This is a genomic window from Exiguobacterium sp. BG5(2022), from assembly GCF_031844365.1.
Taxonomy (GTDB): Bacteria; Bacillota; Bacilli; order Exiguobacteriales; family Exiguobacteriaceae; genus Exiguobacterium; species Exiguobacterium profundum.
Genome location: NZ_JAUZVB010000001.1, coordinates 1,038,804 through 1,062,958, shown reverse-complemented (window position 1 = coordinate 1,062,958; position 24,155 = coordinate 1,038,804). Strand labels below are relative to the sequence as shown.

20 protein-coding genes and 2 tRNA genes are annotated in these 24,155 nt (G+C 45.6%); 16 read left to right on the top strand and 6 right to left on the bottom strand.

Going from position 1 to position 24,155, the window contains the following annotated elements:
* Window positions 1-7: 7 nt before the first annotated feature.
* The 5 genes from Q9R25_RS05545 to Q9R25_RS05525 all read left to right on the top strand — a co-directional run bounded on the left by Q9R25_RS05545 (window position 8) and on the right by Q9R25_RS05525 (window position 5,659).
* Window positions 8-1,762: a sensor histidine kinase gene (locus Q9R25_RS05545; RefSeq protein WP_236548986.1), complete on the top strand. Its 1,755-nt coding sequence runs from the start codon at window positions 8-10 to the stop codon at window positions 1,760-1,762.
* Window positions 1,759-2,697 carry a sugar ABC transporter substrate-binding protein gene (locus Q9R25_RS05540; protein WP_159562493.1) on the top strand — a complete coding sequence of 313 codons (939 nt, stop codon included), beginning with the start codon at window positions 1,759-1,761 and terminating at the stop codon, window positions 2,695-2,697. The genes Q9R25_RS05545 and Q9R25_RS05540 overlap by 4 nt, the downstream gene beginning before the upstream one ends.
* Window positions 2,698-2,758: 61 nt before the next feature.
* A complete protein-coding gene (locus Q9R25_RS05535; protein ID WP_012726633.1) occupies window positions 2,759-4,102 on the top strand; it encodes a DEAD/DEAH box helicase in 1,344 nt (447 codons plus the stop codon).
* A gap of 81 nt (window positions 4,103-4,183) precedes the next feature.
* Complete coding sequence (locus tag Q9R25_RS05530; protein WP_214690746.1) at window positions 4,184-5,086, top strand: deoxyribonuclease IV; 903 nt, start codon at window positions 4,184-4,186, stop codon at window positions 5,084-5,086.
* A 3-nt stretch (window positions 5,087-5,089) separates the two neighbouring features.
* Window positions 5,090-5,659: a hypothetical protein gene (locus tag Q9R25_RS05525; RefSeq protein WP_196430869.1), complete on the top strand. Its 570-nt coding sequence runs from the start codon at window positions 5,090-5,092 to the stop codon at window positions 5,657-5,659.
* A 36-nt stretch (window positions 5,660-5,695) separates the two neighbouring features.
* On the opposite strand, the gene Q9R25_RS05520 is transcribed toward Q9R25_RS05525, so the two are convergent.
* The 3 genes from Q9R25_RS05520 to Q9R25_RS05510 all read right to left on the bottom strand — a co-directional run bounded on the left by Q9R25_RS05520 (window position 5,696) and on the right by Q9R25_RS05510 (window position 9,655).
* Window positions 5,696-5,866: a DUF1427 family protein gene (locus tag Q9R25_RS05520; protein ID WP_012726630.1), complete on the bottom strand. Its 171-nt coding sequence runs from the start codon at window positions 5,864-5,866 to the stop codon at window positions 5,696-5,698.
* A 91-nt stretch (window positions 5,867-5,957) separates the two neighbouring features.
* The gene (locus Q9R25_RS05515; protein ID WP_012726629.1) at window positions 5,958-8,123 is read right to left on the bottom strand and encodes an RNA degradosome polyphosphate kinase; all 2,166 of its coding nucleotides are present in this window, start codon (window positions 8,121-8,123) and stop codon (window positions 5,958-5,960) included.
* A gap of 2 nt (window positions 8,124-8,125) precedes the next feature.
* A complete protein-coding gene (locus tag Q9R25_RS05510; RefSeq protein WP_214781482.1) occupies window positions 8,126-9,655 on the bottom strand; it encodes a Ppx/GppA family phosphatase in 1,530 nt (509 codons plus the stop codon).
* A gap of 185 nt (window positions 9,656-9,840) precedes the next feature.
* On the opposite strand from Q9R25_RS05510, the gene Q9R25_RS05505 reads away from it, so the two are divergent.
* Genes Q9R25_RS05505 through Q9R25_RS05490 form a run of 4 tightly spaced genes read left to right on the top strand, consistent with a single transcriptional unit; the run spans window position 9,841 to window position 13,298 of the window.
* The gene (locus tag Q9R25_RS05505; protein ID WP_074036635.1) at window positions 9,841-10,602 is read left to right on the top strand and encodes a metal ABC transporter ATP-binding protein; all 762 of its coding nucleotides are present in this window, start codon (window positions 9,841-9,843) and stop codon (window positions 10,600-10,602) included.
* On the top strand, window positions 10,599-11,456 hold the full coding sequence (locus Q9R25_RS05500; RefSeq protein ID WP_264092638.1) for a metal ABC transporter permease: 858 nt from the start codon (window positions 10,599-10,601) through the stop codon (window positions 11,454-11,456). Before Q9R25_RS05505 ends, Q9R25_RS05500 begins: the two co-directional genes overlap by 4 nt.
* Window positions 11,449-11,874 carry a Fur family transcriptional regulator gene (locus tag Q9R25_RS05495; protein WP_012726625.1) on the top strand — a complete coding sequence of 142 codons (426 nt, stop codon included), beginning with the start codon at window positions 11,449-11,451 and terminating at the stop codon, window positions 11,872-11,874. The genes Q9R25_RS05500 and Q9R25_RS05495 overlap by 8 nt, the downstream gene beginning before the upstream one ends.
* A gap of 35 nt (window positions 11,875-11,909) precedes the next feature.
* Complete coding sequence (locus Q9R25_RS05490; protein WP_311282894.1) at window positions 11,910-13,298, top strand: NAD(P)H-hydrate dehydratase; 1,389 nt, start codon at window positions 11,910-11,912, stop codon at window positions 13,296-13,298.
* Window positions 13,299-13,329: 31 nt separating this feature from the next.
* Here Q9R25_RS05490 and Q9R25_RS05485 read toward each other — a convergent pair whose 3' ends face one another.
* Together Q9R25_RS05485 and ispG are read right to left on the bottom strand one after the other, a co-directional pair.
* Window positions 13,330-13,914 carry a hypothetical protein gene (locus tag Q9R25_RS05485; RefSeq protein ID WP_214690750.1) on the bottom strand — a complete coding sequence of 195 codons (585 nt, stop codon included), beginning with the start codon at window positions 13,912-13,914 and terminating at the stop codon, window positions 13,330-13,332.
* Window positions 13,915-13,989: 75 nt separating this feature from the next.
* On the bottom strand, window positions 13,990-15,111 hold the full coding sequence (ispG, locus tag Q9R25_RS05480; protein ID WP_012726622.1) for a flavodoxin-dependent (E)-4-hydroxy-3-methylbut-2-enyl-diphosphate synthase: 1,122 nt from the start codon (window positions 15,109-15,111) through the stop codon (window positions 13,990-13,992).
* A gap of 219 nt (window positions 15,112-15,330) precedes the next feature.
* On the opposite strand from ispG, the gene Q9R25_RS05475 reads away from it, so the two are divergent.
* Window positions 15,331-17,025, top strand: coding sequence for a methyl-accepting chemotaxis protein (locus Q9R25_RS05475; protein WP_311283115.1), 1,695 nt, complete (start codon window positions 15,331-15,333; stop codon window positions 17,023-17,025).
* A 34-nt stretch (window positions 17,026-17,059) separates the two neighbouring features.
* On the opposite strand, the gene Q9R25_RS05470 is transcribed toward Q9R25_RS05475, so the two are convergent.
* Window positions 17,060-17,500, bottom strand: a complete 441-nt coding sequence (locus Q9R25_RS05470) for a hypothetical protein (protein ID WP_311282893.1) — start codon at window positions 17,498-17,500, stop codon at window positions 17,060-17,062.
* A gap of 180 nt (window positions 17,501-17,680) precedes the next feature.
* Between Q9R25_RS05470 and Q9R25_RS05465 the strand changes: the two genes are divergently transcribed.
* From Q9R25_RS05465 to Q9R25_RS05440, 6 genes are all read left to right on the top strand, one after another.
* A complete protein-coding gene (locus Q9R25_RS05465; protein WP_214781476.1) occupies window positions 17,681-19,324 on the top strand; it encodes a Na/Pi cotransporter family protein in 1,644 nt (547 codons plus the stop codon).
* A gap of 106 nt (window positions 19,325-19,430) precedes the next feature.
* Window positions 19,431-19,504, top strand: a tRNA-Met gene (locus tag Q9R25_RS05460).
* Window positions 19,505-19,511: 7 nt separating this feature from the next.
* Window positions 19,512-19,585, top strand: a tRNA-Ile gene (locus Q9R25_RS05455).
* Window positions 19,586-19,698: 113 nt separating this feature from the next.
* Window positions 19,699-21,171, top strand: a complete 1,473-nt coding sequence (locus tag Q9R25_RS05450) for an alpha-amylase (protein ID WP_196430863.1) — start codon at window positions 19,699-19,701, stop codon at window positions 21,169-21,171.
* A gap of 84 nt (window positions 21,172-21,255) precedes the next feature.
* On the top strand, window positions 21,256-21,864 hold the full coding sequence (locus Q9R25_RS05445; RefSeq protein WP_074033338.1) for a superoxide dismutase: 609 nt from the start codon (window positions 21,256-21,258) through the stop codon (window positions 21,862-21,864).
* 157 nt (window positions 21,865-22,021) lie between these two features.
* The gene (locus Q9R25_RS05440) at window positions 22,022-24,085 is read left to right on the top strand and encodes a peptidoglycan D,D-transpeptidase FtsI family protein (protein WP_214690753.1); all 2,064 of its coding nucleotides are present in this window, start codon (window positions 22,022-22,024) and stop codon (window positions 24,083-24,085) included.
* Window positions 24,086-24,155 lie beyond the last annotated feature (70 nt).

The following is a 24,155-nucleotide window of genomic DNA, read 5'->3' as shown; positions in this document are numbered from 1 at the left end:
GAATCGCATGAAACCATTGCGTGAACTAAGAAAATCGTACTTTTTCCAAATTACGTTCATCATCATCATTATTTTAGCACTTGTCATTTCATCACTTGCCTTCTCTGCTGACCGCGTCACGGTGTCTCGAGCAGAAGAATTGGCGAAAGAGCAATTTGATTACGCCATCGATGACAGTATTGAGAATGTGGAGTCCCGACTTGGGAAATTGTATGAGGATTTAGTTTACTTAGGCGCTTACGTTGGAAATGAGCCATGGATTGAAGAACGGATCCGAACAGGATATTTGAATCAACGCACGAGTTTTACGTCCATCTTTTATTATGATGTCAATCAAGACTCATTTAAATGGTACTCGGAGCGACAAGTCGCCTCTTCTGTCTTGAAACGCGATCCGAAGTTTACGGAAGTATTGACTGCAAGTGGAAAAGAACTATATATGAGTGACCCTGTGATGATCAGTGGGGATATGGGAACTTTCCTATACGTTCCGGTCATCGAAGAGAACCGACCAATCGGTATTTTTGGGGGAAGCATTAGTGTCTTGAACTCTGACTTGTATCGTCGTTCGTTGGAATCTGCGAATGATGACATGATTCTATACTTGTTAGATGAGCAAGGCGAAGTGTTGACGACTTCGTTCAACTTGGTCACAGATGCAGAGCGTCGGATATCGCGTGAAGTCATCGACGAAGCATTAGATCGAAGCGAACGGACAATCTTGAGTACGGATGAAGATACGGTAATGTTTGAACCGGATGCACGAGTCAGTGGATGGAGCATGCTCGCAAAACATCAAAATGACTCCGTCTATGAAACGGTCTACGACACGCGTTGGCAGTATTTAATGATTGCGCTCGTTACATTCTTCCTGAGCATTCTCGTTGGATTGTTGCTTTCCCGGACGTTAACGAATCCGCTTGTCGAGCTGGTCAATCAAATTAAACAACAACAATCGCTCGGAACGATCTCGTTGGAAAGAACCGGTTCGAAAGAAGTGGAGACGCTACTCGACACGTATAACGATTATGCACAACGGATGGAAACGTCACGACGTGAACAGTTGAGTCAGCAACAGTTGATTTTGCATCAAGAAAAATTAGCTTCTCTCGGTCAATTGGCCGCGGGAATTGCCCATGAAATTCGAAATCCTCTAACTCCCGTCCACATCACGTTACAAATGGTGCGCGAGGGTCAAGGTAGCTCAGATATGGTGGATGTCGCCATCAAAGAACTGGAGCGGGCGAATGATTTGATTTCAACGATGTTGACGCTCGCCAAACCAGATCAGGCTGGTAAAAACGAAGATTGGATCAACATGTTAGACTTTGCGAAACGACTTGAATTTTTAATGGATGCCGAATGTTATAAACGACCTACGAAATGGGAATTACTTGTACCGAACGACATGCCTCCATTTTATGCATCCTTTGATATGCTCGTTCAAATCATCTACAACCTCTTCAAAAATGCGGTCGATGCCGTCGAATCAAAAGGGGCTGAAGGTAGTGTCGTCGTGACGGTCCTCTTTACGGAGCAGGAATATCGCTTCTTGATTGAGGATAACGGGATTGGCATGAGTGAGGAACAACTCAAGACAGTTGGTTCCGCCTTCAATACGACGAAGGAAAGTGGGAATGGTCTAGGGATCTATATGATTCAAGAGTACTTGAAGAGCGTTAACGGTGCGATGGAGATTGATAGTGTGATGAAAAAGGGGACCGCGATTTTAATCAAAATCCCAAGGAGACAACCGTCATGAAAGGACTAAAACATTATTGGCTTTGGTTACCGGTCGTGTGGGCCATGACGATTCTCCTCATCACCTCGATTCAACTCCCAGAGCAAAAAACGAATGAAAAAGAAGTCGGATTCGTGTTTGTCAGTGATAAACATGAGCATGCGAATAAACTACTGGACTCGTTCGTGCATACAGCAAACCAAAAAGGGTTCATCCCGATTCCGACCACGAGTGAAGACTCGCGTGTCCTTGAAAAAGAAAAACTAGATTCATTGATTGACCGGGGTGTCGAGGCCATCTTTTTGACGACTCTCGATGACACGTTCATTCAACCCTCATTAGAACGCGCAAAACGAAAAAACATTCCGATTATTGCGATTGACCGCATGATTGATCATCCGAGTGTACTCACATCCGTCGTTTCCGACAATGTCGATATCGGTCGGATGGCGGCCGAACAAATTGCTGCCAAGTATAGTGAGCTCGAACGTCCGATTCGCGTGGTCGAAGTGAGGGGGACGCCGAAAGTTCGCTCCACGATGGACCGAAGTCTTGGTATCCGAGAGTACGAAAAGCAACATGGCGACGATTTTCAGATCATTGCATCCATCACCGGGAACTATGACACATTCCAAGCTGAAATCGAGATGTCACGTTGGTTAGAAGAAGAGATTCCGTTTGATGCAATCTTTTCACATAATGATGATAATACGTTTGGTGTCGTCCGGGCTTTAGAAAGTCATGGTTTGACGGACAAGACGATCGTGTCGGTCGACGGGATTTCAGATATCTATCCGCTCATTCAAAATGGGAAGGTCAATGCCACTGTCGTGCAGTCACCGAACGAGATGATGGAAGTCGGCTTCAAAGCACTCGAACAACATTTAAATGGAAAGAAAATTGCCAAACACTATTATTCATCGAGTTATTTATATGAAGGTGTGGCAAAAGATTGATTGACAAATCATTTGATTCCGCTATGCTAGGAAAAGTGGAAAGAAACAGGAGGTGTATCGATTGAACAGCTTCCAACAGTTCAAATTGCTACCGTTTATGGTTGATGCGTTAACAGAAAAGCGCATTACGAAACCGACCGATATACAAGCCCGGATTATTCCGGCTGCCTTGAATGGTCGAGATATTATTGGAAAATCACAGACAGGAACGGGTAAAACACTTGCGTTCTTGTTACCGATCGTTGAAGCGATCAATCCAGAAGATGCTTCAGTTCAAGCAATCGTCGTCGCACCGACACGCGAACTCGCTTGGCAGATTCATGAAGAATTGAAATCGATTCTTATTAAAAACCCAGATTACATCAAATCGAGTTTGATTGTCGGAGGGACAGACCGCGAACGTCAGATCGATAAGATGAAAAATCCGCCACAGTTAATCATCGGGACACCGGGACGAATCCTTGATCTCATGAAAGCACAGGCGTTATTCCCGCACAAAGTGACACACTTTGTCGTCGATGAAGCCGATCAAATGCTCGATATGGGATTCTTGCCCGAGGTCGACCGCATCGCACAGGCGCTTCCTGAAAAACTGCAAACGATGGTCTTCTCAGCGACGATTCCTGAGAACCTTGAACCGTTCTTGAAGAAATACCTTCATGACCCACGCTTTGCAGAGGCGAGCCCCGAGCATCGCGTCGCACCAAAAATCAAGCACCACGTGATCCCCGTTCGTCACCGTGACCGTAAAGAATTGACTGTCGAGATTGCGAAAGCAATCAATCCATTCGTTTGTCTCGTCTTCACAAACACAAAGCAAGAAGCGGATGAGTTAGAGACATCGTTCCGTGAGGCTGGACTTAACGTCGGTACATTGCACGGAGATATGCAGGCACGTCGCCGTAAACAGGCGATTAAAGATATTAACGACGCGAAATACCAATACGTGATTGCCACGGATTTGGCGGCTCGCGGTATCGATATTTCAGGAGTCTCTCACGTCATCAACCATGGGATTCCGAAAGATCTTGATTTCTATACGCACCGTGTCGGTCGTACGGGACGTGCGGGCGCGTCAGGTGAGGCGTACACACTATATGAGGACCATGAGAATGGACCGATCAACAGACTTGAAGAACGTGGGTTCGAATTCACTCATGTGGACTTGCGCAACGGTTCGATTCAACCGATCAAGACACGTCGTCGTCGCCAAACAGACCGTAAGATGAAGGTCTCACACACGGCTCATAGTCGGATGGCCGGTGAAATCAAGAAGGCGAAGAAGAAAGTCAAGCCTGGCTATAAGAAGAAATTCAAGTATAAGTTGAAAGAGACGGCATCACGTGAGCATATGCAACAGCAACGCTCGGATCGCCGTGCAGCACGTAAGAAAAATAAACGATAATGTTTGGGAGAATCGACTTCTTGGAGTCGGTTCTTCTTTTTGTGTACACTAGAGAGAGAAGATGATGAAGGGAAGATGAGGATGTTAAAAATAGGTTCACACGTTTCGGTATCAGGTAAAAAGATGTTGTTAGCAGGGAGTGAAGAGGCTGTCTCTTACGGGGCGAATACGATGATGGTGTATACAGGTGCGCCCCAAAACACACGCCGTAAACCCATTGAAGATTTAAATATTGAGGCAGCACTCAAACATATGGCCGCACATGACATCGAAGAGATTGTTGTTCACGCACCATATATCATCAATCTCGGGAATACGACGAAACCAGAGACGTTTGAATTGGCTGTTTCATTCTTGACTCAGGAATTAAAACGGGCAGAAGCACTCCAAGTGGCTCGTCACGTCGTTCTTCACCCAGGCGCTCATGTCGGAGCGGGAGAAGAAGTCGGTCTCGCTCGAATCATCGAAGGATTGAATGAAGTGTTGACGGGTGATGAAAAAGTGAAGATTGCGCTTGAGACGATGGCAGGGAAGGGAAGCGAACTTGGTAAGACGTTTGAAGAGCTTGCGACCATCATTGATGGCGTGACGCACAATGATCGAGTCTCAGTTTGCTTTGATACGTGTCACGTCCATGATGCAGGATATGACTTAGTCGGTGACTTAGACGGCGTCATTGAACAATTCGATCGCATCGTCGGACTCGACCGTCTCGGAGTGATTCATGTAAATGATTCGAAGAATGTGCGCGGTGCAAAAAAAGACCGTCATGAAAACATTGGCTACGGAGAGATCGGGTTTGATACATTGAATCGTGTCATTCATCACGAGGCATTTGCGCATCTACCGAAAATTCTAGAAACGCCATATATCCCGATTAGCGAAAAAACAAAAGTCGCTCCATATAAACAAGAGATTGAAATGTTCCGTGCCAATCAATTTGATGCCGAGTGGCGTGAACGATTCACGCTCGCTCATCAATAAGCGATGAACGTCCTACAAGTCGATCCAAAGCGATATGATGTCTGGAACGCATTCCCGACTTATTTTCTTGAACAAAGTCCGGTTTATGTAAAGGGGTCCGTGACGACACCGACAGCATTTATCGAAGTGATGGGGCATGGCATCGTGGCGGAAGCAGAGGTGTTACTTGAAGAGACGATTGAGCGACCAGACGATCCGTATTGGCTCGGAGAGAAACAGGAAGGGATAGCGCTGTATTCCTTAGTCGACCTGTTACAACTTCATTTTCATCATCCGCTCTTGCAAGTGGGAATGTATGAGGGGGATGAACCGTACGAGTCGATTCGAACAAAATGGAATGACGGCTATCATGTACCATCGTCTAAATGGACGAAAGCGTCATATGAGGCGCACTTGTTTCGAGAAAAACTTCTAGCACCAAAGTCGAACGTGACGACTTGTGCGAACTGTCATGAAGACCTAGCTGAACGCTTTGGGCAAGAGGCGTATCACTTGATTGAGTATCACTTGACAGAGGAACGTGGCATCTGGGTTTGTCCGACCTGTCATAAAGCCATTCATACATTAGACTAAATAATAAAAGATGCCCTTTTTCGAGGGCATCTTTTATTAGAATGGCCAGTTCGCTACAGCAAATTGATAAACCTTCATTCCGAGGAATACCCCGAAAATCCCAACAACTCCTGGCAATACCGGTGGGGCAGGCAGTGGCAGTTTGAGTGCGGTGAAGATGGCACCACAAATCAAGCCGGCGAGTAATGATAATAAAATCTCCTGCATAAATAATTCCTCCGTCTCTAAATGAAAGCGCTTCATAATAACTGAATCGAATTTATTATACAACGAGTTTTCTTATTTGAGAAGTCTAACATCAGTCATCTGTCATTTTCTCGTTCTCGGCCCGAAGGCGGAGCACTTCGCGTTCCGCCCAATTTGACGGTTCTCGTTCGAATACGCTAGGTATGTTGTTCCATCGACCACCCGTATATTGATGGATGATAATTTGAGATTGAATCTCTTCCTCGTTGGTCTCTCGTTTCACGTATACATAGCGACCGTCAGAACGTTGTCTTCTTGCTTTCACATTATCGACGAGTTGAAGGGCCATCATATCTTTGATGTATGTTTTATGTGATGCGTTCAAGATAGGGAAGAGTATTTCGATCCGTTTTTTCATATTTCGTGTCATCCAGTCCGCAGAGGAACAGTACAAGTCTTCTTTTCCATTTTGGTAAAAATAAAAGATTCGGGAATGTTCGAGATATCGGTCGATGATCGAGATGACCTTGATGTTTTCAGAGACCCCTTTAATTCCCGGTCGTAAGCAACAAATGCCTCGGACAATCAAATCGATTTTCACTCCCGCGGACGAAGCATCATACAATTTTGTGATGATGGCCCGGTCCGTGATCGAGTTCATCTTAGCGACGATGCGACCGTTGCCGTACTTTTCATGCAGTTTGATCTCATCATCGATTTTATTCAAGAAGAAGTCTTTCATGTCGTCAGGCGACGTCTCGAACTGATGCCAAGATGGTCGTTCCCCATAACCGGATAACCAGTTGAAAAAGTTCGTTGCATCTTCAGCGAGTTCTTCATTTGTCGTGAGGAGCCCAATGTCTGTGTATAGCTTGGCGGTCGAATCGTTATAGTTACCGGTACCAAGATGAATGAACCGTTGCAACACACCACCTTCTAGAATGCGAACGACGAGGGTGATTTTTGAGTGTGTCTTCAGTTCTTTATAGCCGTAGATGACGTGAGCTCCGGCTTTCTCAAGTTGCTTCGCCCATTGAATGTTTTTTTCTTCATCAAAACGTGCTTTTAGTTCGACGAGGACAGTGACTTGTTTTCCGCTCTCGGCTGCATCAGTCAAGGCTTTGATGATGGGAGAGTCCCCGGAGACGCGATAGAGTGTCTGCTTGATTGCCAAGACGTTCGGGTCTTTGGCGGCTTGAACGATAAAACGGACGATTGGATCGAATGAATGATACGGGTGATGGAGCAGATAATCCTGTTTAGCGATACTTTGGAATAAATCTTTGCCCGATTCAAGACCTTCTGGGATAAATGGGATCAACGTTTCATTGATCATGTCATCATATTCCATCCCGATCTGATTGTAGATCCCAAACAGGAAGGTCAAGTCGATCGGACCGTCGACGATAAAGATATCCCGGTCATGTAAGTCAAGGACGTCTTGTAGCATGAACAACAGTTCTTTTCGTAACGATCGTTGCTGTACCTCGAGTCGGATGGCAACCCCATATCTTCTCTTCTTCAATTCTTTCTCAATTTGTTTCAAGACGTCACGACTGCCCTCTTCGTGAAACGGCATGTCCGCGTTCCGCGTAATTCGGAATGGCATCGTGGACTCGACGACAAATCCTTTGAAGAGTGAGTCGATGAATTGAATGATCAAATCCTCAAGTAAAATCAAATCGGTATGTTCTTCATCATCAGTAGGTAGTTCCAGATACCGCGGAAGAACGGATGGCACTTGAACGAGGGCGAGTCGTTTTTTTCCTTCGCCATTCGAGGCAATCTCGACAGCAATGTTCAGTGACTTGGATAAGAGCATTGGGAACGGACGATAGGCATCGACTGCAATCGGTGTCAGGACGGGGAATACGTGCGTTCGAAAGTACTCTTTCACGAAGTCTTGTTGGGTCTTGTTCAAATGTTTCGTCCGTAAGAAGCGAACGTGCTGATTCGATAGCTGTTTCGTGATTTTTTTATATGTCGCATATTGTGTCTCGACGAGTTCTTGCGCTCGCATCGAAATGGACTTGATCTGCTGTTTTGGAGTGAGGCCCGTCTTGTCTTCCGGACGATTGAACCCGGCGAGGACCTCATCTTTCAATCCACCGACTCGTACCATATAAAATTCATCAAGGTTAGAACTGAAAATCGCCAAAAATTTCAATCGTTCCATCAATGGATTTCGTTCATCCATCGCCTCCTCGAGGACACGCTCGTTAAAGTCGAGCCAGCTGAGTTCACGGTTGTTAAAATGTTCATTCGTATATTCGGACATGGTTACTCCTCCTCGCTCAAGACAATCTCAATCGATTGATCAATTGCGCGTTCTAAATGCTTTTTATGGCGAGTGCTTCGCTGCAACTCAAAACGTGCAGAACCATTCGTATCTAGCGTAAGTGTGAGACCGTCCTTTGTACTAGCAACATGGATGTCCGTCACGATCTGACGCTCCGTCAAGTCGAGGGCATCGACGAGTTTCACAATCGACCCGAGCAACTCCAAACTCTTCAATAACTTTTGATCAAACCATTTCGGGAAAGCCTCGATATGTTGTTCCAATACTCGTTTTGATTTGAAGGATGTGACGAGGGCAAGAGCGAGTCGATCCTCGTTGTTTAGTCCTTTGAAATCGTTTGTGGTAATCAGATGGAACGTGTGGTCACTTTTATTGTTGTGATCGATATATTCACCGACATAGGCAAGGCGGCAGGCACCTTCAAGAAGACCAGGCTCAAATGGTTTCGGTTTAATCGCCTTCACTTCAATTAATCCGGTATACAACTGTCTAGCCAATCGGATGAGATGTTGATGACGAGTCGGGTTCACGTCGTATTGTTTTTCAAAATGACGAAAACTTTCTTCTTTCACATCGGCAAAACGAACTTTATCATGCTCATGTAAATAGTTTTCATAGAAGAGACCTTCACGGAGTCCATTGTTACTCATCGTGAACTCAGGTACTTTCAAATATTTAGCGAGTTCGCCGATTGCTGTCACGGCAGGCGCGATGATGTCGACCCGGTCTTTTGACAGCCCATCCAAACGTCCGAGTTGTTTGCTTGACATTCCGACGAGTTCATCTATGACGCCCTCCAACTGTTCAGCAGAAATCGTATACTGATGAATTCCTTCAAGCGGGAAGTTCGATATGGTCTGTTCGACCCGGACTAAGTTACGAGCCGTCCCACCGACACCGACAAGTGGGACACCATGAGGTTCGAGCCATTCAATTTCTTTGAATGCCTTCTTTAAGTATGCGGTCAACGCTTTCCGCTCGTCTTTCGTCATCGTCTCATCTTTCATAAATTCTTTCGTTAACGTCACGGCACCGAACGGAAAACTGTGATAAAAGACGAGCTCTCGGTTCTGAAAGTATGTGACTTCCATTGATCCCCCACCAATATCGACGGAATATCCATCTTCCACATAGGTGGAGTTGACGATGGCCGAATATCCGTAAAAGGCTTCTTCGTAATCGCTCAACAGGCGGATGGTCATCCCTGTAGATTGTTTGACATTCTGCAAAATCTCATCTGAGTTATTTGCGTTTCGAATGGCTGCCGTCGCCACTGGGAGCACATCGGTAACGTGATGATGGTCGTTCAACTCTTTAAAGTGACGCAACGTATCGATGAGCGAAGCGATCCCTTCTTCAGTCATCTCATTCGCATCACTAATATGGCTGGACAATCGCGCGACTTCTTTCACATTTAACCGTTCAAAGTATTGTCCTTCCTCGTTCACTTCGAAGATGACGTTTCGAATCGAGTTGGATCCGATATCAATAACTGCCAGTTTCTTTTCCATAAAACCATCCCCTTCATAATACTAGTGTAATCGACAAGGTTTTGAACGAACATACGATTTACGTGAATTTTAACATTTGACTAAGTGAAACCGGTCTTGCTTGAAGGTGTGCGTGATATTCTGTATAATACAAACGCCTAGAAAGTAGAAATGATTACGATTTAACATATGAGAGAAGGGATTAGATGACTACATCTGTCGTCAAACTAAACGAGGTGTCTTATTTCTATGATGGGACACCGGCCTTACAAAACGTATCGATTGATATTCGGCAAGGGGACTTTGTCGCAATCGTCGGAGAAAACGGTTCTGGGAAGTCGACTTTGATTCGAACCATTCTTGGATTACTGAACCCACAGCAAGGGTCGGTCGAATTGTTCGGTAAGCCCATTTCGCAGTTTAAAGATAAGTCTCGTATCAGTTACGTTTCCCAAAAAGCGGCTTCCTTTAACTCGGGCTTCCCGGTTACCGTCGAAGAAGTAGTCGCGATGGGTAGATATGGACGTCTCGGTTTATTCAAACGTTTAAAGATGGAAGACCAGGCAGCGATTCAAAATGCGTTACAAACGGTCAACATGTGGCAATTTCGTCATCGGAAAATTGGAGATTTATCCGGAGGACAACAACAGCGTGTCTTTATCGCTCGGGCGATGGTCAACCAGCCTGATCTATTGATTCTCGATGAGCCGACCGTCGGTGTGGACCAAAAACACTTACAAGATTTTTATGAAGTCTTGCATATGCTTCGTGAACATACGACTTGTACGTTCGTCCTCGTCACCCACGATTTAAACGTGGTGACCGATCTTGTCACGAAAGTCGTCCATCTCGACCGCGGACGATTGGCATGTAATTGTGGATTGAGAGAATACAGCGAGCTCGGAGAACTCGCATCGTCCATCAAACCTTATCCTGTTAAAGTACTTGTTCACGAGGGAACGACATGATCACGGATCTTTGGACATATAGTTTTTTACGTTATGCGTTCATTGCAGCACTTGTGATCGGGTTTACCGCACCGCTCATCGGTTCATTCATCGTGGTGAGACGGATGAGCTTGATTGCCGATGCATTGTCACACATGACGCTTGCCGGAATTTCATTCAGTTTATTTCTCGGACAATATATCGCTCTATTCGCTGATCTCAACCCCTTATATATGGGAACGCTCATCTCTGTATTGGCGGCGTTAGGGCTCAACTGGCTTCGAGGGAAATATGTGCACTTCCAGGAACTATCCATTCCGATCATGATGTCCGCAGGAATGGGACTCAGTGCCATCTTTATCTCGCTATCGCGAGGATTCTCGGTCGACTTATCCACACTCTTGTTCGGATCGATCTCTGCTGTGAGTCAATCGGACATCACATTGATTGTCAGTGTGGCCGTCTTGACGGTCTTTGTGATTCTTATTTTCTATAAGCAGTTGTTGTTCTTGTCGTTTGATGAAGAACAGGCAAAAGTGTCGGGATTACCGAGTACGATGCTGCATCTGTTATTCATGTTCATCGTAGCGCTTGTGATTGCCGTCAGCATGCGAATTGTCGGAACGCTTCTCGTATCAAGCTTGATTACGTTACCCGTCGCAGCGGCGCTACGCTTTACATCGAGCTTCAAACAGACCATTCTCTGGTCCATCATCTTCGGAGAGGTCGCGACAATCGGTGGGCTCGTCCTTGCGTATGATCTCGATGTCGCTCCAGGCGGTGTCATCGTATTGATTGCGGTCAGTATTTTAGCAGCCGTCATGGCACTTGAGAAAGTCATGAGTTTCAAGAAAAAGGAGGTACAACATGAATGAGACTGAACAATTGAACCGTCTTCGTGCATCTTCTTTAAAAGTGACGCCGAAACGTCTTGAAATGTATGCTTATCTCTCTGAAGAAGACCGATATATCAGTGCGAAGGAAGTACTCGAGTACATGCGAGACAAACATCCGACGATGAGTTTTGACACGGTGTATCGAAATTTGAAGTCGTTTGCGGAGGAAGGATTACTTGAAGCGACGGAACTCGATGGTGAGAAATCCTTTCGAGTCACCTGCAGTGCGGCACATCACCATCATCATTTGATTTGTCGGAGCTGTGGAAAGACGAAACTGCTCGATTTATGTCCGATGCGCTTTGTAGAGGCGCTCGACCCTGAATTTGAAGTGGTCGATCATAAATTTGAGATATATGGGTATTGTAAAGAATGTAAGCAAAAGGGATTGATTTGATTCAATCCCTTTTTTGTATCGAAGGGGGAGATTAGATGATCTATACAGCTGCTGAGATTAAGCAGATCGATCGCACAGCGATTCAAAATGGGATGCCCGAAGAGGTGTTGATGGAGCGAGCGGCCTCGGCGATTGTGCCTCACATTCGAATCGATTCGCAGTCTACCATTTTGGTGATTTGTGGCACAGGCAATAACGGTGGGGACGGTTGGGTCGTCGCTCGAGAGCTTGCTATGAAAGGGCATGAGGTCAGCGTGTGGTCACCGTTAGGGAAAAGTCAAACGGAGGCGGCTGCAATCCATGCTTCCTATGCATCTTCATTCCTTCGCCTTGTGGAACGGCCAATCCAAACAGATATCATCATTGATGCCTTGTTTGGCGTTGGGTTGTCCGGTCCCGTGACTGGTCAAGCGCGGGAAGTGATTGAATGGGTGAATCGCCAATCGACACCTGTCATCTCGATAGACGTACCGTCAGGCATACCGAGTGATCACACTCGAGACTTTGATGACTTGGCAATTCGGGCGACAAATACGTATTCGTTACACGGTTTCAAGCGTTCGACATTCTTAAATCGGACGGCTCCGTTCTATGGCAAGGTGGAACGGGTTGACATCGGGCTCCCGAATACATCCGATTGGAAGGTGTTGACCGATGCTGACTTTGACCGATCTCTATTACAACGCGATCAATTCAGCCATAAGACGACATATGGACATGGGATGCTTATCGGGGGGAGTCGTCATTTTCTCGGTGCGCCATTCTTGGGTGGTCGTGCTGCAACTCGTTCTGGTATCGGCTTATTACGTCTCTCCATTCCACGTGAAGCGATCCCGCTTATCTCAACACTGCCTGAAGCGATGTATCAGCAACACACCGATGTGGTGGAACAACCGTACGATGCACTTGCCATCGGTCCCGGTATGGTCGAAGGGGAAGCGTTGAATCTCATTTGGCAATATGCAAAACAGCAGTCTTGTCCTGTCATCTTGGACGCTGGGGCACTATCGACGAAACGATTGGAAACCCGGGGGCCGCTTACGCTGACACCGCATCCAGGTGAATTTTCAAGATTGACCGGAAAATCGGTTGAAGAGATCGAGGCAGATCGGTTTTCCATCGCTTGTGAGTTCGCGAAGCAACACCGAGTCCATTTGATTTTAAAAGGAACGTATACGATCATCGTTACACCTGACGGAACAGGTGCCGTCAATACCGTTGAAGCATCGGCGTTAGCGAAAGGTGGAAGTGGGGACGTGTTGACCGGAATCCTCCTTGCGCTATGGGCTAGAAGAAAAAAGCCTTCGGCACCGAACGAGCAAGCGGTGCTATGGCATGCGCTCGCTGCCAAGTCCATTAGCCAGAGTATACACCCCGCAAGTGTACTCGCAAGCGATATAATCGAAGAGCTCGGACGAATTTAAAAGGCAAGCCCGATTGTGTCGGGCTTGCCTTTTAACGTTGCTGTAGAACGATTTGTTTCTCCAATTGCGCGACATGGTGATACGCCTCACGCCATGTCGAAATGCGAGTTACGCCTTCAGGTAACGTCTTACGATTATAGGGTGCGTCGAATAGGAGTACTGGAATTGACGTTTCTTCATGAATCGAGATGGCATTCTCATACCGGTCTTCCATAAACAGTTCGAGTGACAAGTCTTTGACGACATTGATTTTATCGTGAGAACCGGTCATGACCAACGAATCAAGCGGCAAACGATGCTGTTTGATCCATTCTTCGGTAACCGGTCGAACCGCCTCACTTCGGGCGGTGACGTAATGCAGGTGATGTTGCTGCTTTAATTCCCATAACACATCCAACACATCAGAGTGCGGAAGTGAACGACGGTAAATCGCTTCTTCATGCCCCTCTTCAATCATAAACTTCCAAAATTCATGTTGCTCCATCGTCGTATACGTGTGCAACTCGTACTCGGTCGCACGATGATAGTCAATCGAATAGCCGAGTGATTCATTCATATATATAAAACAACTTTTAGGATCTGTAACGGTTCCATCCAAATCAATGCCGATTCGCATCTCATCACTCCTCCTCACATGCCCTCTATTCTATCAAAAACCCGTACGGTTGCAACCGTACGGGCATGAGATTCATTAATTTGATTGGTTTGCGAGCTCTTGTTCTTCGCGCTCACGTTCCGCCATTTTTTCAGCAGCGATCGCATCGATTTCTTTTTTCAATTCTTCGACCATCGTCGCCTCAGGCACTTTACGGATGATCTTTCCGTGACGGAAGAGAAGTCCTTCATTACGTGCGCCTGCGATTCCGATGTCCGCTTCACGAGCCTCACCAGGACCGTTTACCGCACATCCGAGAACGGCAACTTTAATGTTGACGTTGATGTTTTGGATGTATTCTTCTACCTCTTTTGCAATCGAAATCAAATCGATTTCAATTCGTCCACATGTTGGACAAGAGATCAAAGTCGCGGCATTTGCTGCAAGTCCAAATGACTTGAGCACTTCTTTCGCAACTTTTACTTCCTCAACCGGGTCGTCTGAAAGTGAAACTCGAACTGTTGAACCGATTCCAAGAGAGAGAATCGCACCGAGTCCTGCAGCCGATTTAAGTGAACCGGAGAAGAGTGGACCTGACTCTGTGATGCCAACGTGAAGAGGATAATCAAACGTCTTCGCAGCGAGTGTATAGGCTTCGAGTGCAAGGTTTACGTCTGAAGCTTTGAGCGAGATGATCGTGTTATAGAAGCCGAGATCCTCGAGAATCTTCACGTGGTGCATCGCACTCTCGACCATACCTTGCGCGGTCGGATATCCATACTTTTCAAGGAATTGTTTTTCTAATGAGCCGGCGTTGACACCGATTCGAATTGGAATCCCTTTTGCTTTCGCCGCATTGACGACGGCCTCTACTTTCTCACGACGACCGATGTTACCCGGGTTAATCCGGATTTTATCGACGCCACTTTCAATGGCTTTTAAAGCAAGCTTGTAGTCGAAGTGGATGTCGACGACGAGCGGGATATTGATGCGGCTCTTAATTTCTGCAAGTGCGTCAGCTGCACGTTCGTCTGGACAAGCCACGCGAACGACTTGGCAACCAGCTTCCTCAAGACGCTTGATTTCGGCGACTGTTGCCTCGACGTCATGCGTTTTCGTAGTGGTCATAGATTGAATAATGACTTCGTTCGATCCTCCGATAATCAAGTTACCGACGCGGACCGGACGTGTTAATGAACGATGCAAAATTTCTGACATATACGTAATCTCCTTCTTTTGGAAAGAATCCAATCGATTTAAGATGATAAGGTTTCTTCATTATCATAACGAAAAGAATGTGAAAAAGCATCTAGGATGCGTGACGGATGTGTGCTCTTTACAAACTCTAACGCTATCTTAACATCTACTTCATAATTTTCCACCGTCTCAAGACCGATATATAGGCGAGATTAGAAAAAGAGGTGGCTTAACGTGAAGATGAATTTCAAGCGCAATCAAATGAAGGGTACGGGACGAAACGCTCGACTAAATCGTCATTTTAAAATAGGGCACCGCCTCCAATGGACGCTCATGCCAATCATATTACTTGTCTTTATCGTGACGTTTAGCTGGTTCGCCCTAAAGTCTGAACAACTATTGTCCGCAGAAATCGAGCAGCGCCTTATGCGAGAAGTTACGGTCATGCGAGAATCGGTGAAGACGTCGTACAGTGCATATGTAGCAAACGAGAAGCAACTCAACCGGTCATTAAAATCTACTTATATGCAACAAGCTTCTATTCTATCGGGAGATGATTTTGAAGCAGCGCAATTTTTAGTACGTGGAGAGTCTGTTGAGCAATTGAGTGGGTCAAAAGGAATGAAAACAGAGAAGATTGTAGGGAAAGTTTCACAAACGACAACATCTGAAGTAGAAGAGACAGATGGTTTACTAATGGCATCGGTCTCGATCCCTGAGCTAAAAGCAGATTACGTTCTCGTTGTCACGAAAGAATCTGCGCTTGGTCCAATGACTGAACTGCGAAAATATATCACGTTCATTTTATTCATTGCGATGATTGGGATGGCCATCCTCTTTTCGCGATTGATTCATCGTGAAGTCAAACCCTTGAGTATATTGGCCCATTCATTGCGCCGTGCCGTTGAAACGCGTCGTTTCGATGACGTGGCACTTGGAGCGAAATCCAAAGAAATCCATATACTCGAAACCGAGTTCAACACGTTCATTCAATTATGGAATCAGTCCATGGATATGATGGGGAAGACAGCGAGTGCATTTCATCAAAGTCTTCCAATCTTCCAACAAGAACTGATGAACAGCCATCATCAGGTTGAACAATTCCGTGAAGTTGCGGTTACGGTAGAACATACGAGTCATTCATATCAGTCGGTGACAAGCGATTCTACATTCAAAATGAGAGAAGTGACACAACAAATCGAAATGCTGGAACATCAAATTTCGAGTGTGGACGACCGTGGCAATCGACTGAAATCCATATTACATGAAGAACTTGAAACGTTCTATTCTGTGAAAGAGGCGAGTGATTATGTTGAGCAACAAGTGGAGAGTATTCAACAAAAGCTTGAAGAGAGTGAGTCGAACTCTTCAAAAGCGGATGAGGCGCTAAAGAGTATCCTATCGGTGTCGACAGCTACGAAGATGTTGTCGCTTAACGCATCGATTGAGGCAGCCCGCGCAGGAGAACATGGTAAAGGATTTGCTGTTGTTGCCAATGAAGTTGGGAAGTTAGCAAAAATGACGAATGAAGCGACACTCCTCGCGGTAGATGCAATCGAAGCATTGAACGAAGAACGAAAGGACCTGTTGTTTGAAGTCAATGACTTTATCAAAGAAGTGCATCTATTAAAAGATGCTGTTTATCGAGTAGAGATTGGAATCGGAACAATCGACCATGAAATCAAAGTTCAGTTAGATGAGTTTCAGTCCATCTCGGATCAAACGTCACATACGGGGAGACAGCTTTTGCAATTAATCGAATCGAATGAGCGGTTGCGAGAAATCAGTTCGTTACTCGAACGAAAGTTATTCGAGCTGAACAACGGTGTCGAACGATGGTCCAATGTGCAGTCTGCCTTACAGTCTGCAGGTACTGACTTGAGTGACCAAAGTGAAGCATTGAATCAGACGCTCGAGGAACTTTCTCCGGCATAAAAATAACGACAAGCGTTTACGAAGACGCTTGCCGTTATTTTTTTTTTGGCACTTTCGTTAAAGGGTAGGTGATATATCCGAGTCCAATGATGAAACCAATCCATATAAGAGACGGGTTCATGTGGTACAACACCACTAATATAACGGTAGGGACGAATGTCATCGCCACGGCATATGACCAAGCTTGACGGTAGGCCCACATGTTTTTCGAGTAGACTTTTGTAACCAACTGAACATATAAAGCCATGATGGCGACCCAAAGTAAATAGAAAAAGAAAATGGCGAATCCGTGTAAGAATAGCCACATCGGAACGAAAAAATCAGGACGAATCACAATAAAGTCCAAGACAGTGATCAGAAGCGTCAACACGAGAGTGGCTCCCATATAAGCATGGAGCGGGGCTAAACGAAGACGCAATACTTGCTTAGATGGGACAAGACTTGTTCGGAGGAACGTCAAAATAGTGGACAACATACTAAAAACTCCAATCTGTTATATTACAGAAGTCAATAAGATGCATGAAGTGGTACAGTGTTTTAATAAAACTTTTACATTAAACGTGTTTACATGATACTGCCGATGAAGGCATAATGAGTAGGGCATTAAAAACCAAGCAAATCCAACCAATTCTTAATTAAAAGGAGTACAAAAATCGTGGAATACAATTTGCAAGAAATGTTATTCATGTTTTTTGGAGGTCTAGGGATCTTCCTCTTCGGGATCAAATCGATGGGAGACGGACTCCAAAAGTCTGCAGGGAATCGCCTGCGAGACATCCTTGATAAGTATACAACGAATCCATTCCTTGGGGTACTCGCCGGGATTATCGTTACTGTATTGATTCAATCATCTTCAGGTACAACCGTCATTACGGTCGGACTTGTTAGCGCCGGGTTCATGACACTCCGTCAAGCAATCGGGGTCATCATGGGGGCGAACATCGGGACGACGGTGACGGCGTTCATCATCGGATTCGATGTCGGTGAGTACGCGCTCCCGATTATTGCAATCGGTGCAGTATTGTTGTTCTTCTTTAAAAAAGAAAAATTACAACACCTCGGTCAAATCTTCTTTGGCTTCGGGATGTTGTTCTATGGACTTGAATTGATGGGAAGTGGGATGAAACCACTTCGTTCAAGCGAATATTTCATCGACTTGACGCAATCAATGAGTGACAATCCGTTCCTCGGTGTCATCGTGGGTACAGTATTTACCGTGATTGTTCAATCATCGTCTGCGACGATTGGAATCTTGCAAGAACTATATGCTGGTGGTTCCATCGATTTAGGTGCTGCTTTACCGGTATTGTTCGGTGATAACATCGGAACAACGATCACAGCGATTTTGGCATCGATTGGTGCATCAGTTGCCGCACGTCGTGCAGCAGCGGCACACGTCATCTTTAACTTGATTGGTACGACAATCTTTATGATCTTATTAGTTCCGTTCACAAACTATATCTATTGGATCACAGATCTCTTGGCGATTGAGGATAAGATGCAAATCGCATTTGCACACGGTACGTTTAACGTCGTCAACACATTGATCCAGTTCTGGTTCATCGGAACGATTGCTTGGATTGTGACGAAATTGGTCCCAGGTGAAGACTCAATCGTCGATACGAAAGCACAACATTTAGACCCTATCTTCATTCAACAGTCACCTTCGATTGCAGTCGAGCAAGCGAAATACGAAGTCATCCGCATGGGAGATTTCGCAAAACTCGGTCTCGATGAAGCACGCAACTATTTGACGACTGGCGACAAGAAGCACGCTGAAAAGTCGGCACATATCGAAGAAGCATTGAACTCGTTGAATGCGAAAATTACAGATTACCTCGTGAAATTGGCTGCCGTTGATTTGACAGAACAAGAATCACAAGAACACAAAACACTCATGCATGCCATCAACGATATCGAGCGAATCGGTGATCACGTTGAGAACATCATCGAGTTGATTGATTATAAGACAGCTACTAAAGTGACGCTTTCGGCAGATGCACAAAAAGAATTGACTGAAATGTACGACCTCACACGTGCGACGTTAGAGAAATCTCTTCAAACGTTGGGGAGCGGCGACATGATTGAAGCACGTAAAGTCATTGAAATGGAAGCGAAACTCGACATGCTCGAGCGTCAATTCCGTAAGAACCACGTCGTTCGTTTGAACACAGGTGCTTGCGATGGACAAGCAGGTATGTTCTTCGTCGATATGCTCTCGAACTTGGAGCGAATCGGTGACCATGCTATGAACATCACGGAAATCACACTTGAAGATGCAAACGAAGTAACCGTATAAATCAGAAGCACTCCAAATGAAATTTGGGGTGCTTTTTCTTATTCGGCAAGGAATACTCCTTGACACTCCAAGACATATTCAGTATATTATTACTGTATAACAACATGGCGGTGTAGCTCAGCTGGCTAGAGCGTACGGTTCATACCCGTGAGGTCGTGGGTTCGACTCCCTCCGCCGCTATTTATAAGGACCCTTAGCTCAGCTGGTTAGAGCAGACGGCTCATAACCGTCCGGTCGTAGGTTCAAGTCCTACAGGGTCCATTCGTAAGCGACGTCACAATGTGAACGTCGCTTTTTTGTTTTCAATCTAAAATTGCTGGGTAAATACTCGTTAGCATTTTGTTTTTTGAAAAATATGAAATGAGGCGGACAAAATGGAACGAAACCACACCATGATGCAATTTTTTGAATGGCATGTCGAGGCAGATCAAAAGCATTGGAAGCGACTAAAAGAGAGAGCAGCCGACTTAAATAAAGCAGGAATCACTGCACTTTGGCTACCACCTGTCACAAAAGGGCAAAGTGATCAAGATACCGGTTATGGAATCTATGACTTATATGATTTGGGTGAGTTCGATCAAAAAGGATCGATTGCCACGAAATACGGTACGAAAAAAGAACTACTTGAAGCGACAGCCTATTGCCAACAAGAACTCGGGATGCAGATTTATATGGATGTCGTCATGAACCATAAAGCCGGGGCGGATGCGACCGAGAAGTTTGAAGTGTTAGAAGTAGATCCCGACGACCGTACGAAAGTCCTTTCAGATGAAGCGTTCGAAATCGAGGGATGGACAAAATTTGATTACGAAGCTCGTGATGGGAAATACTCTTCATTCAAATGGGACTTCACGCACTTTAACGGAACGGATTATGATGCGGCGACTGATCGTTCCGGTATTTTCTTTATTGTTGGAGAAAACAAAAGATGGAATGATAACGTCGACGATGAATTCGGTGTCTATGACTATTTAATGTTTGCGAACATCGATTACCACCATCCCGATGTGCGTGAAGAAGTGTTGAATTGGGGGAAATGGTTCATCGAGGAGACGAAATGTGATGGATTCCGTCTTGACGCCATTAAACACATCAACTATGACTTTGTAAAAGAGTTCAGTCAGACGATGCGGGAAGAGAAAGGTGACCAATTCTATTTTGTCGGCGAGTTTTGGAAATCTGACCTTGATGCCTGTCGTGAATTTCTCGATAATATCGATTACCATGTCGATTTATTCGATGTCCCGCTCCATTACAAATTACATCAAGCCTCGGAGGAAGGGGCCGCGTTTGACATGCGAACCATTTTTGATGATACGCTCGTTCAGTCACACCCGCTTCATTCCGTGACGTTCGTAGATAATCACGATTCACAACCCGAGGAGGCGCTTGAGTCATGGGTGAAAGATTGGTTCAAGCAAATCGCCTATGGTCTTGTCTTACTTCGTAAAGATGGTTATCCATGTGTCTTCTATGGCGATTACTACGGTATAGACGGTCCTCACCCGACTGATGGGATGAAGCTCGCCATTGATACGCTCCTATATGCGCGCCGAGAGAAAGCGTACGGGGAGCAGGATGATTACTTTGATGATGCAAACGTCATCGGGTGGGTACGAAAAGGTGTGGAGGAAATCGAACGTTCCGGATGTGCCGTCCTCATTTCAACTTCTGATGAATCTGAAAAGAGAATGTTTGTCGGGGAAGAACGTGCCGGTGAAACATGGGTCGATTTAACGAATACATTGAATGATCGAATTGAGATTGATGAAGAAGGATTTGGGGTATTTAAAGTGTCGGCGGGGTCGATTTCAGTTTGGGCATTGCCAGAAGAAGATGTCGAATAAAGCATTACAATTGAGTCGACCGTCACATATCTGTTACATTTAAGACGAACGTTGTTCAAAACACTTTTAAGGGGGATTTTAGTAATGGCTAAATTTGAATTACCACAACTTGATTACGCATATGATGCACTCGAACCACACATTGATGCACGCACGATGGAAATCCACCACACGAAACACCACAACACTTACGTCACAAACGTAAACAATGCACTCGAAGGAAAAGATGTGGAGTACTCTTCACTCGAAGACTTGCTTCAAAAAATCGATTCGCTTCCTGCTGACATTCAAACAGCTGTCCGCAACAACGGTGGCGGTCATTGGAACCACTCGTTCTTCTGGAAGCTCTTGAAGAAAAATGAGAACGGCACACCGTCTGGCGATCTCGCTGCTGCAATCGATGAGTCGTTCGGTAGCTTTGATGCGTTCAAAGACGAATTCACGAAAGCTGCAACGACTCGTTTCGGTTCAGGATGGGCTTGGCTCGTCGTGAAGAACGGGAAACTCGAAGTCACGTCTACACCAAACCAAGACTCACCAATCATGGAAGGTGTTACGCCAATCCTCGGTCTTGATGTATGGGAACATGCTTACTACTTGAACTACCAAAATCGTCGTCCTGACTATATCAACGCATTCTTCCATGTCATCGATTGGGATTATGTGGCGAAATTATACGCTGACGCAAAATAAACTGGTCTTACCCGGGGTTCTTATACGAATCTCGGGTTTTTTTGTGGTTTTCATTAATTTGTAAACAAATTATGATATAGTGAAATTCGGACAAAACGACAGGGATTCCTGTCCTCTATAATATAGAAGGAAATGAACGTGGAGGGAGTAAACGGACTTGGCAAAAAATCGGGTAAAAGTGCCGAAAAAACGGCGAAACCACTTACCGTTACGCTTAAATTTACTATTTTTCATCGTCTTCATTCTATTTGCGACCCTCATTTTTCGATTGGGTGTCGTACAAATCGTGAATGGTGAACTGATTGCTCGGGAAGTACAGAAAACGGAGTCGAGTAAAATCAAATATGAAGTGCCGCGAGGTAAAATCTACGACCGGAACGGTCAAGTGCTGGCGGATACGATTTCAAACTACTCGGTCATGTATCGCCGCTCTCAAGTGACAAAGACGGATGAACGTTTAGACGTCGCGAAAAAATTGGCGGAAATCGTCGACATTCCAAAAGAAGACCGTAAAATGACGGAGCGAGACCGAAAGGATTACTGGATTGCAACGAATCCGGAATTGGCGCAAGAACGGACTCAAGCGTTATTGGAAGAATTATCGGAAGAGGAGCGAGCCGCATTGTCTAACCAAGACGTGGACCGGCTCTTGCTTGATTCAATCACCGAAGAAGAGATCACGTTTGATGATGCGACAGAAGAAATCATCGCCATTAAACACAATATGGAGAGTGGCTATGCACTCGACCCACAGGTCATCAAAATCGGTGCAAGCCCGAAAGAGATGGCGGTCATCGAAGAGAACTTAGAGCAGTTGCCTGGAGTGAGTGTCGAACCTTACTATCAACGGGATTATCCGTATGATGAGACGTTCAAGAGTTTCCTAGGAAGTTATCGTCAAATTCCGGCGGAACAACGTGCATCTTATCAGGCGAAGGGTTACGGGTTGAACGACCGGGTTGGTACCTCCTACTTGGAACAACAGTATGAAGACGTCCTTCGGGGAACGCCGGCCTATGATGTGTTCACGACGTATAAAGGGGAGCCGGTCGGTGAACCGACACGAGTGAGTGGGAATCCAGGGAAAGACATCGTCTTATCGACCGACATCGAGTTCCAAAAAGAAATCGATGAGATCTTGAAAAAGGCGATTCGCGCAGGGCGCTCTGGAAGTCCTCATTTCGACCGAGCATTCGCTGTCGTCATGAATCCACAAACGGGTGAATTGCTCGCCTTATCTGGACAAGAACTCGATTTGGAAACGAACGAATTCAAGGATGTATCGACCGGAACGGTTCTTCGCGCCAGCCAAATCGGATCAACCATCAAAGGGGCGACGGTCGCCTATGGATTCGAAGAAGGTGTCGTGAAACCGGGAGAATATATTTATGATGCTCCGATTCGGATTGGTTCGTCAGTGAAAGCTTCCTACCGGAATATGGGGAACATCAACGACTTAGATGCACTCGCGATGTCATCGAATATCTATATGTTCCAAATTGCTTTGCGTCTGGCTGATTATTACTCGACAGGTCAAATTGTCGGGGAAAATGTCACGCAGGCGTTCGAAACGATGGAACACTACTATAAACAATTCGGTCTCGGAATCGAAACAGGGATCGACTTGCCGTTTGAGTCGACCGGATTCCGTAGCATCCCGGACCGCGTCACGCTTCTAATGGATATGTCGATCGGACAGTATATTTCTTATACTCCGATTCAATTGGCGCAATATACGTCAGCATTGGCGAACGGTGGCTATCGTGTACAACCACACTTGCTGAAAGAAATCATTGAGCCGGGTTCGCTTGATGAGAACAATAAGCAAGTCGTGAGCACGTTCCAACCGAATGCGTTGAATAAAGTCGATATCCAGGATGAATACATTCAACGTGTCCGTGAAGGATATCGTCAAGGGGTTGAATCTGCGTCCGGTTCGTCTCGCATTTTACAGGAGACCGGTATGACGGCTGCAGGTAAAACCGGAACTGCTCAAGCAATCGCGGAAGGGGCAGATGGTCAGGCGAAACGAAATGCGAACGGAGAACCGATTAAGACATTGAACTCAAACCATGTCGGTTGGGCACCGTTCGATGATCCGGAAATCGCTTGGGCGATCATCATGCCTGGACTTGAGGCGGAAGGAATCAATACGCGTGTCGCGCACGACATCATGAAAGCTTACTTTAATCTAGAAGACGTCAATGCAATGCTTCAGTAAAAGAAGTCACTTCGGTGACTTCTTTTTTTGTCTTTACAATTCTTTTACGTTCCGTTTATTTCTCGTTAAT